Source organism: Herbaspirillum sp. DW155 (genome assembly GCF_037076565.1).
GTDB lineage: Bacteria > Pseudomonadota > Gammaproteobacteria > Burkholderiales > Burkholderiaceae_D > Herbaspirillum.
In genome coordinates this window covers 2,608,195-2,621,185 of the sequence record NZ_AP029028.1, presented here as the reverse complement: position 1 = coordinate 2,621,185, position 12,991 = coordinate 2,608,195, and the positions used below count along the sequence as shown (strand labels likewise).

The 12,991-nt window shown below is 53.4% G+C and carries 12 protein-coding genes; 8 read left to right on the top strand and 4 right to left on the bottom strand.

Going from position 1 to position 12,991, the window contains the following annotated elements; genetic code table 11:
* Positions 1–49: 49 nt before the first annotated feature.
* The 3 genes from AACH55_RS11985 to AACH55_RS11975 all read left to right on the top strand — a co-directional run bounded on the left by AACH55_RS11985 (position 50) and on the right by AACH55_RS11975 (position 4,556).
* Positions 50–1,042, top strand: a complete 993-nt coding sequence (locus tag AACH55_RS11985; RefSeq protein WP_338719940.1) for a hypothetical protein — start codon at positions 50–52, stop codon at positions 1,040–1,042.
* A 324-nt stretch (positions 1,043–1,366) separates the two neighbouring features.
* On the top strand, positions 1,367–3,166 hold the full coding sequence (locus tag AACH55_RS11980) for an AAA family ATPase (protein ID WP_338719938.1): 1,800 nt from the start codon (positions 1,367–1,369) through the stop codon (positions 3,164–3,166).
* 19 nt (positions 3,167–3,185) lie between these two features.
* Positions 3,186–4,556 carry a UvrD-helicase domain-containing protein gene (locus AACH55_RS11975; protein WP_338719936.1) on the top strand — a complete coding sequence of 457 codons (1,371 nt, stop codon included), beginning with the start codon at positions 3,186–3,188 and terminating at the stop codon, positions 4,554–4,556.
* Between the two features lie 26 nt (positions 4,557–4,582).
* Here the strand turns inward: AACH55_RS11975 and AACH55_RS11970 are convergent, their stop codons facing one another.
* From AACH55_RS11970 to AACH55_RS11960, 3 genes are read right to left on the bottom strand one after another with little or no spacing between them, the layout of a single operon-like run.
* Entirely contained in the window at positions 4,583–5,047 is a 465-nt protein-coding gene (locus AACH55_RS11970) for a hypothetical protein (RefSeq protein WP_338719934.1), read from the bottom strand.
* Between the two features lie 15 nt (positions 5,048–5,062).
* Positions 5,063–5,758: a 3'-5' exonuclease gene (locus tag AACH55_RS11965; protein ID WP_338719932.1), complete on the bottom strand. Its 696-nt coding sequence runs from the start codon at positions 5,756–5,758 to the stop codon at positions 5,063–5,065.
* A 21-nt stretch (positions 5,759–5,779) separates the two neighbouring features.
* Positions 5,780–5,998 carry a hypothetical protein gene (locus AACH55_RS11960; protein ID WP_338719930.1) on the bottom strand — a complete coding sequence of 73 codons (219 nt, stop codon included), beginning with the start codon at positions 5,996–5,998 and terminating at the stop codon, positions 5,780–5,782.
* Positions 5,999–6,304: 306 nt separating this feature from the next.
* Between AACH55_RS11960 and AACH55_RS11955 the strand changes: the two genes are divergently transcribed.
* Positions 6,305–9,277, top strand: a complete 2,973-nt coding sequence (locus AACH55_RS11955) for a Tn3 family transposase (RefSeq protein ID WP_338719928.1) — start codon at positions 6,305–6,307, stop codon at positions 9,275–9,277.
* Positions 9,278–9,952: 675 nt separating this feature from the next.
* Here AACH55_RS11955 and AACH55_RS11950 read toward each other — a convergent pair.
* A complete protein-coding gene (locus tag AACH55_RS11950) occupies positions 9,953–10,276 on the bottom strand; it encodes a DUF3693 domain-containing protein (protein WP_338719926.1) in 324 nt (107 codons plus the stop codon).
* A gap of 347 nt (positions 10,277–10,623) precedes the next feature.
* Here AACH55_RS11950 and AACH55_RS11945 point away from each other — a divergent pair, with 347 nt between their 5' ends.
* Genes AACH55_RS11945 through AACH55_RS11930 form a run of 4 tightly spaced genes read left to right on the top strand, consistent with a single transcriptional unit; the run spans position 10,624 to position 12,991 of the window.
* A complete protein-coding gene (locus AACH55_RS11945; RefSeq protein WP_338719924.1) occupies positions 10,624–10,824 on the top strand; it encodes a hypothetical protein in 201 nt (66 codons plus the stop codon).
* Positions 10,814–11,020 carry a hypothetical protein gene (locus AACH55_RS11940; RefSeq protein ID WP_338719922.1) on the top strand — a complete coding sequence of 69 codons (207 nt, stop codon included), beginning with the start codon at positions 10,814–10,816 and terminating at the stop codon, positions 11,018–11,020. Before AACH55_RS11945 ends, AACH55_RS11940 begins: the two co-directional genes overlap by 11 nt.
* The gene (locus tag AACH55_RS11935; protein WP_338719920.1) at positions 11,020–12,855 is read left to right on the top strand and encodes a replication endonuclease; all 1,836 of its coding nucleotides are present in this window, start codon (positions 11,020–11,022) and stop codon (positions 12,853–12,855) included. Before AACH55_RS11940 ends, AACH55_RS11935 begins: the two co-directional genes overlap by 1 nt.
* Positions 12,839–12,991: a hypothetical protein gene (locus AACH55_RS11930; RefSeq protein ID WP_156481294.1), complete on the top strand. Its 153-nt coding sequence runs from the start codon at positions 12,839–12,841 to the stop codon at positions 12,989–12,991. Before AACH55_RS11935 ends, AACH55_RS11930 begins: the two co-directional genes overlap by 17 nt.

The following is a 12,991-nucleotide window of genomic DNA, read 5'->3' as shown; positions in this document are numbered from 1 at the left end:
TTTGCATACAGTATAATTTCTGGTGTCCATATTCTCCTAGGAGATAGTAATGACACGCAGAACGTCGTTTGCTCAAATTAAGGTGCGATGCTTTGAGTCGGCTGATGAATTCCATGAGCTCAAAGGTTACCGTGAGGGGAACCCACTAACTCGGCAGTCATATCGCGCTCTGGTGGGTTACTACAATTTGGCCGAAAAGCAATTCTGTTGCCTTGAGAAAGAAAATGGAAACCTCTGCAGACATGAGCATAGTAAAGGATGGGTCGTAGAAAAGGACGACGGGACGCACACGCTCCTCGGCAAAGACTGCGCCAACGAAAAATTTGGTGCTGATCCAAGGCTGATCAAAGACATTCAAAATTATAAGAACGCGATCCGGCAACATGAGCGCCAGGAAAAGCTACTGAGTCACTTGGGCAAGCGCACAGAGCGCACCATGGTTCTTAGAAAACTGAGAGCTGATTTAGAAGCCATGCATATCCGTATCTCAGACTTCTTGATCAATTTAGGTCCCGGAATCTCTAAACGTCTACAAAATATGGCGCGGTCGCGAGTTGCAGATGTAGTTGTGACGGCTGTGCGATTTCGTGAATACGTAGAGAGTGGAAGAAAAAAGACTGAACGCAGCGCCTTTCAGCACAGATTGGGAACGCTGAATGCTTTGATGGTGGTGACTAAAGACTCTTACGTACCAACTTTTATTTCCATCAACAACCTGTTAGGTGCATTTGATGCTGCAGCTAGATTAGGAGACCGACCCAAACGGAACGAAATGGATGCTGTAGTTGCTCAGCTGGACGACTTCGATAGGGTTATGAAAGAAGGCAATTCATTGCTTGGCGCTGAAGCTCAGTTCATGAGCAACAATATGGAGCTTCTATGCTATTTGGTGGATGACCGCGCCGAGCGATACAAATGCGCAAGAGTAGCGATGCGCCAGAGTGGCCTCGATGGAGGGAAAGACCAGGCGAAAACATGGCTGAATAATCGCGAGGCTGAACTGAGGACCAAACTCGGAATTGACCAGCTAGAGATCCACTGATCTCTTTTCTGGCTTACCCGCTTAGTGCTTTCCGAGCTTTGTGTCGGCCATGTCATGTGGAACGTGAGCGGGTCGAAATTAGAATGTGCGCATTTATGGCAACGCTCACGCAAACGGATTTGGAAGCGCTTAGAAGTTCTCTTGGCCATGGGTTCTATTGGTTTCAGCCAATTGCAGTAACAGAGTTTCTTACCGCGTTGGGGCTGGAAGAACGGCATTTACAGGCTGCTTTGGAAAAACTCAGGGCAGGCCGAACGGACGCCGACTAGGATTGCATCCCCACAGAACCCTACTCACTAATATAAGGTCGTTGGTCAACAATTCTTGCCGATTATTGGTTATCTCAACTACCATTGTCTGCAAATAAATATCAACGATCATCAGGCCGAAACCGCCATGCAGATCAGATACTTGAAAATCAAAAATTTCCGGGGGATCGCCTCGATGGAGTGGACTCCACGTGATCCGTTTTGTTGCCTGATCGGCGCCGGAGACTCGGGGAAGTCCACGATTTTGGACGCGGCGGAAGCAGCGCTAAACTCGAAATGGTTTTCTTTTTCTGAGTCTGATTTCTTCGCATGTGACACGAGCAACACTATCGAAATCGAAGTTACCGTTGGCGAGTTGTCGAAAACGCTCAAGTCCGATGCGCGTTTTGGTCTCTATATTCGTGGCTGGACTGAAGCTGGAGCGGTGCGTGACGAACCCGAAGACGGAGATGAGCCCGTGCTCACCGTACGCCTCACCGTTGACGCTACGCTGGAGCCGGTGTGGGAGGTTGTCTGTGATCGCGTGGAGACGCCAAGGACGATCTCGAACCGAGATCGAGCCTTGTTCGGGCTGGTCCGACTTGCTGGCGACGATGCTCGTCATCTGGCGTGGGGGCAAGGATCCGTGTTGTCGCGCCTCACCGGGGACAACTCCGAAGCGGCGGCGCGACTAGCAGAGGCGTATCGAGCGGCGCGCGATAGCGCCGAGCTCGACAAAATCAAGTCGCTGGCCGACGCCGCGGCGGAAGCCGAGCGCCATGCGAAAGCGTTGGGCGCCTATGTCGACGGCGCCTACGAACCCGGTCTTGAGCTTGGGCGCTCGGGTCTCTCTTCTGGATCAATCGCGTTGCACGACGATGGAGTTCCCCTGCGTCTTGCGGGGCTAGGCACGCGACGTTTGGCGACATTGGGCATCCAGCGATCCGCCATCAGCGAAGGGGCGATCATTCTCATTGACGAGATAGAGCATGGTCTGGAGCCACATCGGATCATAGGCGCTATATCGCAACTCAAGTCGGACCAAGATGTCGCCACCATCTTGGGTGACCCCGTTGGTCAAGTGCTGATGACTACGCATTCCGACATTGCGTTGGGTGAAACGGGCGGCTCTGGACTCTACGTGGTCAACTTGATCCGCCCAGACCGCCAAGTCACTATGCTCGCTCCAGGGAAGCCCGACCCGATCAATGCTCTTCTCCGCCATACGCCTCGGGCCATGTTTTCTCGGCGCATCCTGGTAACTGAGGGGATGACTGAGGTCGGCATGATGACAGGCATCCGCGAAAAATGGCCGCCTCGCCACAAGAACAAGCCCATCGAACAGCTCGGCGCCGCGATCACCGACGGCAATGGGAACGAAGCTTGTTCGCTCGCTTTGGCGCTGGCGGCACTGGGTTATTCCGTGGCACTCTTCCGTGATTCCGACGTTGCTTTAACAGCCGCTAACATCGCGGACCTGGCAAAGAAAGATGTTCCAGTCTTCGAATACGGAGACATGCTCAATACCGAGCAAGCCTTGTTCACGGTAGCCGATGACAACGCAGTACAAGCTTTGCTGGAATACACGCGGCTACAGCGCGGAGAAGACTCCGTCAACGACAACTTAGCCGCAAAGATCCCCGGCCTTAACCGGGCCAACGCCAGCATTTCTTTCAACGAATGGAAAGACACATTCGGCAAGTCGGGAGAAGAGCTTCGAGAGATTATCGCGGAGGTGACCTCGCGCAAAAAATGGTTTAAGGACCAGCGGATAGGCCGTGGCTTGGCTCCTCACGTTTGGGGTATCGCCTCCGAAAATCCTGAATCCCCTTTAGCAAAAACTTTAGCGGCCGTCGAGGCATGGCTGTATGCCTGAGATAGAGGATCTTGTGGCCATGAAGGTCGGCGCCATTGTGGCGCCGGCAGGGCATGGAAAGACAGAGTTTATTGCCAAACTTGCAGCGCTGGGCCGCCGAGCCTTGATTCTGACACACACTCACGCCGGAGTCCATGCCATCCGTGGCCGCCTCAAGCGACTCGGCATATCCGCCAATGCGGTCGCTGTGGATACGATTGCCGGTTGGTGCATGCGGTATGCAAATGCTTTCCCTGGAGTAGCCAAGCCGCCCAATGGCATGCCTAAAAATGGGGGCGAATGGGACCAACTTTATCGCGGAACCATTCTGGCATTGCGGGTCCGCGCGATGCGAGATGTCGTGGCCGCCTCATACGACAGGATTCTCATCGACGAATACCAGGACTGCCACCTCCTACAGCATGAACTGTCGGTCGCCTTATCTGAAATCGTGCCAACACTTATCTTTGGCGATCCAATGCAAGGCATTTTCGAGTTTGCTGGCGCCACACTTAGTTGGGAAGGCCAAATCCACGACGTATTTCCTCTTGCAGGAAGCTTAGATACCCCCCACCGCTGGAATGGGAAAAATCCAGCGTTGGGAGCGTGGATCGCGGAGACGCGCATAAAGCTTATGGCCGGCGAATCCATCGATCTTGGGGTAGGTCCGATCGCTTTCAAGCAGACAGGTGATGTATTCGACATGGGGCTGTTTTTTGACGGCATCGATGAGCGAGGGGGAACGCAGGCAGCAATTCATTGCAGAAAAGGGATTTGTTACCAGTTGGCGAGAGCGACCAGCGGCGGCTTTCAAGCAATTGAAGAGATGGCGGCCGGCAGGCTACAAAGCTTCGCAACAGCTTGGGATGCGTCGAATTCCAACGCGAGCCGATTGGCTGCGGTTAAAAGCTTGATCGAAGAGTGCGTTCACAAAAAACAAGCCAAGGAAGGGGATGCTCCTAATCCAGAAGATGAAGCCATCGCGACAGAAATGAATGCCATCGCCAAAACGCTTGGGGATGGTGATGGTTCTGCCTCGCTCAGAAAGCTGCTTAGCCTAGCTCGCAAACGCCCGCGCTGGAGGATTTTTCGCGGTGAAATATGGCGGGACGCGGAGCGAGCAGTCAACGAACTAGAATCAGGTCGCTGTGACACCATGACCGAAGCCACTGCAAACATCCGCCAGCGCATGACCAATTCAGGTAGGCGGCTCCCTCCGCGGACCGTATCAACGCCCCTACTTTTGAAAGGGCTGGAATTTGATCATGTCGTCATTCCGAACGCAGCACATTTCGCGAAGGAGGACGCTGCCCAAGCAAAGCTTTTTTATGTAGCGATTTCGCGTGCCACACGATCCTTAACGATTGCATCTTCTAACCGCATTTTGAAGCTCCCCAAGCCGATAACTTAAATATGATCTTTACGCGTCAAGAAAGCTTATGCGGGCTCTCTGAATGCATAACAGTTTGCCCTAGCATCATTCAGCGAGTGGTGCTCGGGAAGCGAGTTTTTTTGATGGTATTTGTACCGAAGTAACTCATTGATACGATCCGCGACAAGACGACGCTTGCACCAGGGCGGGACACGACCGTCTAAGGCGTCGTAAAAGAGATCCCAGTCTGTCTGGTAGTCATAGCAAATGAAGACCTCTTGATCCTTCGGCCTTACCAACCTGAGCCAGTTCGTCATCTGGACGTAGAGATCGTCCTTGGTCATTTCAGCGTGAGGTGCATATCCCAAGAGCGGAAGGACGGCCGCTTTGACGAACTCGCTGCATTCTCGGACTTCATAGGGAAGCTCCGCATAGAATTCCTCGCCACTTTGCGTCACTAGGCCGATGCTGATCAACTGCGGATCAAGAAAATCGGTGAATTCGGTGTCAATAAAGATGTTGAAAGACATCGATGCTCCGTCAGGTTAGGAATTCGCTGGCTTATTGGAACCCTGTAGAGAGGCTTGTCCCAATATCCAGGGCATCAGCTTAGCAATGTTGACAGCATCGTCCAAGCCACGATGATGCTGCCCCTCCAGATCAAGGCCGGCTAGCTTACACGCTCTGGCCATGCCGACCTCTTTACCGATGCGCTGCGCCTTGGCGAATAGTCTCTTAGCATTCTGATGAGGCATAGTCAGCGGCATTGCCACTCCGTGGCGCTGAGCGTCTCTGAGGAACTGCTTGCGGTCGTAGGCGCCCCAGCTCATCCAGACCGTATCATCGGAGACATGGTTATCGACGAACGCTTGAAGCGCCCGTGCCGCGACCGGGAACAAGGGGGCTTGGTCGATTTCTTCTTGGGTAATGCCAATCAATTGTTTGCAAAAAGGCGTGAGTAGCGGCTGCACCAGAGGCTTTACCAGGTGCTGAAATCGCTCCAACACCTGACCGCTTTCGGTGGTCCAGCAGGCTCCGACTTCGATGATTTCCATTTCATCCGGGGCAATTCTGCCGTCATCTGAACACGTCGCTTCCAGGTCGATTACGAGAATTCTGGCCAATTTGATCCTCTGCTGATTGTTTGAGGTTGGAGAGAAGCGCTGGATTTCGCATGCGAAATCGAGACCCTTTAGTGACAAAAGGGATTTGCGCTGCTTCTGCAGCTTGAGCCGGCTCAAGTTTGGAGTAGCGGATAGCTATCAGCTAGCCGAGAAATGTTTGCTGCTGAATTTCCGGCTGATACGCGCGGAAAATATTCGGCCATTCATTGAGCGTGATGGCCGCGTGGTCACGGCAACAGCATTGTCTTTGACGGAGAAGAACACCCGCTGGCCAATCTTCCAGTCCATCAATGCCTTCGGCCAGGAGACCTTACCGCCCCGTTCGATGATGGTTGAGTAGCTCTGACGTCTTTTCATACAAGCCAATCTTGTTCCCTTTTGCATTTTTGATCAGCCACGATCACGTTTTGCTGTATTTCGTGACACAGTTTATAGCATCTCGTGGCCACAATTTTTTCATGCTGCACGTCGAGCTGACGCAGGTTCGGCGCTCGAAATCTTGCAGTGATTTTTTTCCGTTGACAAGCTTATGTTGGTGATGCAATGTCACCATCGCTATGGTATTCAAGGGCTCGCTGAAGAAGATCCTCCTTCCTGTTTGAACTCAAAGATTACCGGCATGCACGAACGATTTCCCATGCCAAACTGGTGGAGCGAGCTTCGATGACGGCAATCCATGAGACAGCGTATCCACGTTTAAAAAATGAATATAGCCAAGAAGAGTTGACGGCTGTATATACACCTACAAGCTCGGAAATAGAATACGTCTTCAAACAGTATCGGCAGGTCGGGCCACGCGCATTCATGCTGATCAAGATGAAGCTACTTCAACGACTTGGATATTTTGTGTCAGTCGCGTCGGTGCCAACTGAAATTATTGAGCACATTTGCGATGCTGCAAATTTACGCAAGCCGGCAAAGCAAGCAATACTGAAATACGATGATTCCGGAACACGCTCACTTCAACATCAGCGCCTACGCTCCTACATTGGACTTCGCCTGATCGATAAGCAAGCGGAGAAATGGCTAGAGAGCTCTGCGATGCAGGCGGCACAGACTAAGCAAGAGCTACCGGACATTATCAACGTTCTGATCGAAGAGCTGGTACTCAGAAAATATGAACTTCCTGGCTTCACGGTTCTTTCTAGGTTGGCTGCCAAATGCCGGAATACAGTCAACGAACAAATCTACAAGACAGTAGGCGGCGTTTTAGGTCAAGACATGATTGAGCGCCTCGAAGCGATCTTGACACCCCAAGCTGGACGTAGTGGATGGGACAGTCTTAAACGGGAGCCGAAGCAACCTAACGTGCGTGAGGTCACTGACTTCCTGCAACACGTAGACAAGATGATGGAGTTGGCAGCAGGACTACCCAGCACCCAACATATTGCAGCCACAAAGCGCGAGCAAATGACGCTTGAGGCGAGAGCACTTGATTTGGCGGAAATGCGCTCTGTGAAGCCATTAAAGCGCTATACCCTGGCAGTACTTTTGATCCAGACACAACTGGAAAAGGCGATGGACGATATCGCCGATATCTTTTTAAAATCGCTGCGCAACCTGCACAATACCGCTGAGGAGAGGCTGCGGCAGTACCATTTGCAGCACGCCGAGCAGACAGAGCGCCTGATCGGACAATTTCGCGATGTTCTGAGTGTGCTAAATGAAGATGGCACGGGTGATCAAAAAATAGCCCGCGTTGACGAATCGCTGCACGGTGACTACGAAAGATGGATCAACCAGTGTGACGAGCATATGGCATTCGCAGGCAATAATTACTATCCATTTATGTTGAATGGATATGGCCCGAAGCGAAGTTTGCTTTTCAAGTGTCTTGAGGCTCTGAGTCTCAGTTCGAGTTCTCAGGACAACAGCTTGCTTCAGGCAATTGCGTTTTTGCAGAAGTATCGATCAAGCCATCGGGAGCAATTACCTTGTGCTGAATCGGGTATAGAGGACTTAGATGTGGAATGGATGCCAGAGAAATGGCATCAGCTTGTCTTCGGCAAGCGACAGGATGATTCTGAGCCACATTTCCATCGAAAATACTTCGAGCTATCGGTCTTTAGCGCGGTCATGGACGAATTGAAGTCCGGAGATCTCTACGTCGAACATAGTGGCGAGTATGATGACTATCGCACCCACTTGGTGTCTTGGGAGCAGTATGAGGAAGAAGTGCAAGCGTATGGCGAACTAGTAAATCTTCCGGTCGATCCGGAAGCATTTGTTGCGGGGCTGAAGCAACAACTGCGTGATCTCGCCAAGATGGTCGATCAGCGATTCCCAGACAATGGTTACGTGGACATCGATCAGACGGGCGTAGTTATCCGTAGGCCTGAACGTCCCAAACCTCCTGATGGTATTGAGGTCATTGATCACGCAATCATCTCTGAGATGACCGAGGCAAGCATACTTGATGTCTTGACCGAGACCGAGAAATGGCTTGATCTACACAAGTTCTTCGGACCACTTTCTGGCTTTGAGCCAAAAATTGACGATCCTAGAAAGCGATTCATCACCACACTTTTCTGCTACGGATGCAACCTGGGCCCCGTTCAAACGGCTCGCTCTGTTAAGGGGCTGAGTCGAAAGCAAGTGGCTTGGCTCAACCTGAAGCACGTGACCGAACAGCGGCTCGATAAGGCCATTGTTAAGGTCATTAATGCCTACAATCGCTTTGCCTTACCCCGGTATTGGGGGACAGGAAAGAGCGCATCGGCTGACGGCACGAAATGGAACGTATTCGAGCAAAATCTGCTGTCCGAATATCACATCAGATATGGCGGGTACGGTGGAATAGGCTATTACCATGTCTCGGATAAGTACATCGCGCTCTTTAGCCACTTTATTCCTTGTGGTGTCTATGAGGCTGTCTACATTCTAGATGGACTGATTAACAACCAATCAGACATTCAGCCAGACACTGTGCATGGCGACACCCAGGCGCAAAGCACGCCCGTGTTTGGACTGGCGCATCTTCTGGGTATCAACCTGATGCCGCGCATAAGGAACATCAAGGACTTGGTGTTTTTCCGTGGAGATCGATCGGATCAGTACGAACACATAGGAGGGTTATTCAGAGGCGTGATCGATTGGGATTTGATCGCTCGCCACCTGAAGGACATGCTGCGGGTAGTAATCTCAATTAAGGCGGGCAAGATTGCTCCATCAACGATCTTGCGACGTCTGGGCACTGCAAGCCGCAAAAATCGGCTCTATTACGCGTTCCGAGAGCTCGGGAGGGCAGTACGTACAATGTTTCTGCTGAAATATATTAATGACGCAGAACTGCGGAAGACAATCAATGCTGCGACAAACAAGAGCGAAGAGTTCAATGATTTTGTCAAATGGCTGTTCTTTGGTGGTGATGGCATCATCGCTGAGAACATCAGGCATGAACAGCGGAAGGTCATCAAATATAACCAACTCGTGGCCAACATGGTGATCCTGCACAACGTTCATACGATGTCCAAGATACTCAAACGGCTCCAGGCTAAGGGCTATGTGCTAACGGAAGAGATTCTCAGAGGAATGGCACCATATCGGCGTGCGCATATCAATCGCTTCGGCGAGTATCCATTGGATCTGGATCGCGCCGCAGAGCCGCTGAACTATAAAATTAATTTTTCTATATAAATCAATTGGTTACTGCGTATCTGGCCAAAATTTCACGAATCCCGGCCGATCCTCGTATAGGCATCCACGGCGACAACGATATCGTTTGGATTGGAAAGGCCGCCAACCATGCTGCAAAACTGGCCAGTCTGGCAGGTTCCGCGATCTGGATTACTTCCGACGTCTACAACGCACTGGCTGATAGCTTAAAGTTTGTGCAGCAGGCTTCCATCTGGGAGAGGTTCAGCTGGAATAACGCCTATATTTATAGAAGTGCCTGGAAGCAAACGTTCGTATAGCTGCAATTCAGGCGATTTAAAAAATAGGCTCAAGCGGCGTAGAGCAGAAACGGTGGCCACGTCCCGCGTGATTGGTGCGGCCATCAACAATGGATGCTTCAGTCCCTGAGTGGAGCGGGGCCAGTTTGTCGGGGAGGTCGAAGGTAACAAGCACAGTGCGTTGTGCGGCAATGTCACCTTCGATATCCACATCCACAGGGCTCAGGAGCGGGGGCGACACCTGAATCATGGCATTTTTACTTCACGCGCAACGGGAATTGGCAAATTTGCTTCAGTAAATTAGGTACTTTTACTTCAGCGAACGGTTGCCTCGGATGTAGCTTTGCATGGGGCTTCAAAATCTGAAGATGTTATTTTACATAATACAAATTGCACCAGACGAAGCCTACCCTTTACCTCATGCCACCACGCCTCTCAGGCGCGGGGTAGAGCGTGGCATGAGGAAATCAAAAGACGCCGACAGGCGTTGCATGACGCTCTGCCATGCGGCACGCACCTCGGGAGCCTTCGAGCGCTCCATATGCATGTCAATCAAGACTTGACCGGACGGCATGCCGAGAATCTCGGCGACACGAACGGCGGTTTCATCACACATGGCGGATTTACCGGCCTGCAAGTTGCTGACGGAACCGCGAGTGACACCTAGCACCTTTGCCAGGGCGTAATCGGACGGCAAGTCCAATTTCCTCTTCACTGCATCCAGATATTCGGGCGTTTTCATACGAGTGCTCTCCTAGGGCTATGTACGCCTACGCGTAGGCGGCGTAGCCGTATGATAGGCGTAGCCCCTCAAACGTTCAATGTACATAGACATACAACGTATTAATACCGTTGACATGTCAACGGCGCTTGAACTATATTTCGGCATCGACCGGGGTTCTTCATCGCTCCCCTAGGCACAGCGGCCAAGCCGCCCCCGGTCGAGTTTCGCCGGGGGAGGGCCAAGACCTAGGGGGTCTCATGTCGAAAAGCAACAAATTCCAAGATATCGCAATGTGCGCTATCGGCTTCGGTCTGCTGTGCTCGGCCACCATCCTCGCCGCACTTGACGTAGTGAAGGGGTGAAACATGCGAACCCTGGAACTGGATGACGATGATGTGAACTTGCTCTGTGCGGTCATGATGATCCGCGTGGAAGACTGCCAGCAGCGGATGGAGGAAGCCCGTCGCCAGAATTGGACGGAGATTGCCGAACGCTGGAAGGGACGGGAAGCATTTGCGCGGAAGATCATTAGCAAGCTCAATAAGCAGGGCGCATATGCTGCATGAAGGACAAATCGCAGTCATAGGCATGGGCCTAGAGCTGCATGCCGACGTGCGCCGCCGCCTGGAACTTGAGGTGGCGGCGCTGAAGGAAGCACGCGTACAGGTGCCGGTGGCACTGTTCGAGCAGGCGCAGCGCGCACTTGATGAACTGAATGACGGCCTGCAACGCGTCATCCTTTCGAGCATCGAGGCGCACTGATGCCAACCATCCGGCAAGAGAATTCCGTGCGCTATGTGGCGGGCCTGCCTCCGTTGTGGGGCAGGGCAGCGCATCGCACATTGTCGCGCACGCTGAAGGGCTGGCAAGTGGGACAGCCCATGCCAGCCGCGTACCTGGAATTCTCGGGCATGCTGGATGAAATGACGGGGGCCGATATACCTCTCGATGCGACAGACGCATATCTGTCGATCATGGCAATGCAGTGCGCGGAAGCCTGCACGCGGGTAATGATGAGCATCCAAGAAAAGGGTCTGGCGCGTGAGCGGATGGAAGCCATCTGCGGCGAGCGGGGTCTCGAGCCGCCGAAGTGCGATAGGCCGAAGAGCAAGCGCGATCCAGACCCGAAGAAAGAGGCCGATATCGTTGCGCGAGCGGTGATTGCGCGCTGCTGCGATCCGCGCTTCTGGCGTCGTCGCCTGAAGGTGAAGCACGCGAGGGCGTTGGAGCATGCAGGCATGCGCCTGGGGCGCGTGTCGAAGTTCGCGGGCCTGTACATCAGCGACGAATCAGCAGCGCGCTACGCAAAGCAACAGACCCGCAATGCCAATTGGGCAGAGGCGACCACGCTGGAAAGCGTGCAGGAGGGCGGCGAGGTGTGCCGCATGACGCTGGCTGAAATCATGGTGAAGACGCCATCCAATCGTGTCATCCGGGCCAATGAGGTGTTGGTGCGGATCCGTGGTATGGAAGACTACGCGCACAGTGGCGGGTGGGTGGGGGTGTTCGTCACGCTGACCGCGCCATCGAAGTATCACGCGGTGCTGTCCGAGTCGGGCGAGGTCAACCCTGCCTACATCGGCACATCGGCCCGTGATGCGCAGGACTATCTTCAAAAGGTGTGGACGCGGATACGCGCCGCCTATGGCCGCCTGGGTATTCGCCCGCTGGGCATGCGCATTGCTGAACCGCACCACGATGGTTGCCCGCACTGGCACCTGCTGCTGTTCATGCCATCGGATCAGGAGGCCGATTTCTCTCGCGTCATGCGCCGCTATGCATTGTCCGAAGATGGACAGGAAAAGGGCGCGCAGGAGAACCGCGTAAAAATCATCAGAATCGAGGCCAGCCAGGGAACGGCAACGGGATACATCCTGAAATACGTCCTGAAGAACACGGGCGACAAGAAGCTAGCGCACAAGGATGCAATGGGGATGCAGAAAAACGTCTTCGGTGATGAGGAATTGCAGCCGGGCGAGCGCGTGCAGGCGTGGGCATCGACGTGGGGAATTCGCCAGTTCCAAGCCATCGGTGAGCCGCCAATCACGGTATATCGTGAGTTTCGGCGGATCAAGGCTGATGCAGTCGAGGGCGGGACGGATGCCGTGCAGCAGGCGCATCACGCCATCCAGAAAGATGCGGAGACGGGGAAGCGCGTGGACTACTGCGCGTACCTGAAGTTGCAGGGTGTGTGCATGGGCCGTGACTATCGTTTCCGCATGTTGAGGGAAACGAAGGTGGTCAACGGTCGATACGAGATGGCAGAGCGCCGCTGCCCGGTGGGCATTTATGACGCCTGGGACCAAGCACGCCCGGAGCGGCCGTATCGCTCCGTGCGGTACGAATGGCGCACCGTCGCAAAAGTAGCAGAGGCTTTTCCTTGGACTCGTGTCAATAACTGTACGCCGCCAGCATGGACGGCGGAAGTGAAGGGCACGAATCCGATAGCCAAATTCGATGACTCGGGCTGGTTCGCCAGCGATGAATACCGGGAAATCGCCATTAGTGAGGGTCGGATGCTGGATTTGGTGGACCACGCCCAGCAGCAGGCCCGTGAGTATCGCAAATACGGGAGAAACCATGCGCGAAAAAATTGAAGCCGCCTTGCTGGTGGTGGGCCTGATGGTGCCGCGAGGCGTCCGCCAGGTGTTGATTGACTTGGGAACGGAGTTCGACCGCCTCCGCGCCGAAGTGGACGAACTGAAGCGGTTGAACTCCAACGACGGGAAATGA

Bases quoted from the DNA above. Each gene is read 5' to 3' on its own strand.
- AACH55_RS11985 (WP_338719940.1), top strand. From the start codon at position 50: ATGACACGCAGAACGTCGTTTGCTCAAATTAAGGTGCGATGCTTTGAG.
- AACH55_RS11975 (WP_338719936.1), top strand. From the start codon at position 3,186: ATGAAGGTCGGCGCCATTGTGGCGCCGGCAGGGCATGGAAAGACAGAG.
- AACH55_RS11970 (WP_338719934.1), bottom strand. From the start codon at position 5,047: ATGTCTTTCAACATCTTTATTGACACCGAATTCACCGATTTTCTTGAT.
- AACH55_RS11960 (WP_338719930.1), bottom strand. From the start codon at position 5,998: ATGAAAAGACGTCAGAGCTACTCAACCATCATCGAACGGGGCGGTAAG.
- AACH55_RS11955 (WP_338719928.1), top strand. From the start codon at position 6,305: ATGACGGCAATCCATGAGACAGCGTATCCACGTTTAAAAAATGAATAT.
- AACH55_RS11950 (WP_338719926.1), bottom strand. From the start codon at position 10,276: ATGAAAACGCCCGAATATCTGGATGCAGTGAAGAGGAAATTGGACTTG.
- AACH55_RS11945 (WP_338719924.1), top strand. From the start codon at position 10,624: ATGCGAACCCTGGAACTGGATGACGATGATGTGAACTTGCTCTGTGCG.
- AACH55_RS11940 (WP_338719922.1), top strand. From the start codon at position 10,814: ATGCTGCATGAAGGACAAATCGCAGTCATAGGCATGGGCCTAGAGCTG.
- AACH55_RS11935 (WP_338719920.1), top strand. From the start codon at position 11,020: ATGCCAACCATCCGGCAAGAGAATTCCGTGCGCTATGTGGCGGGCCTG.
- AACH55_RS11930 (WP_156481294.1), top strand. From the start codon at position 12,839: ATGCGCGAAAAAATTGAAGCCGCCTTGCTGGTGGTGGGCCTGATGGTG.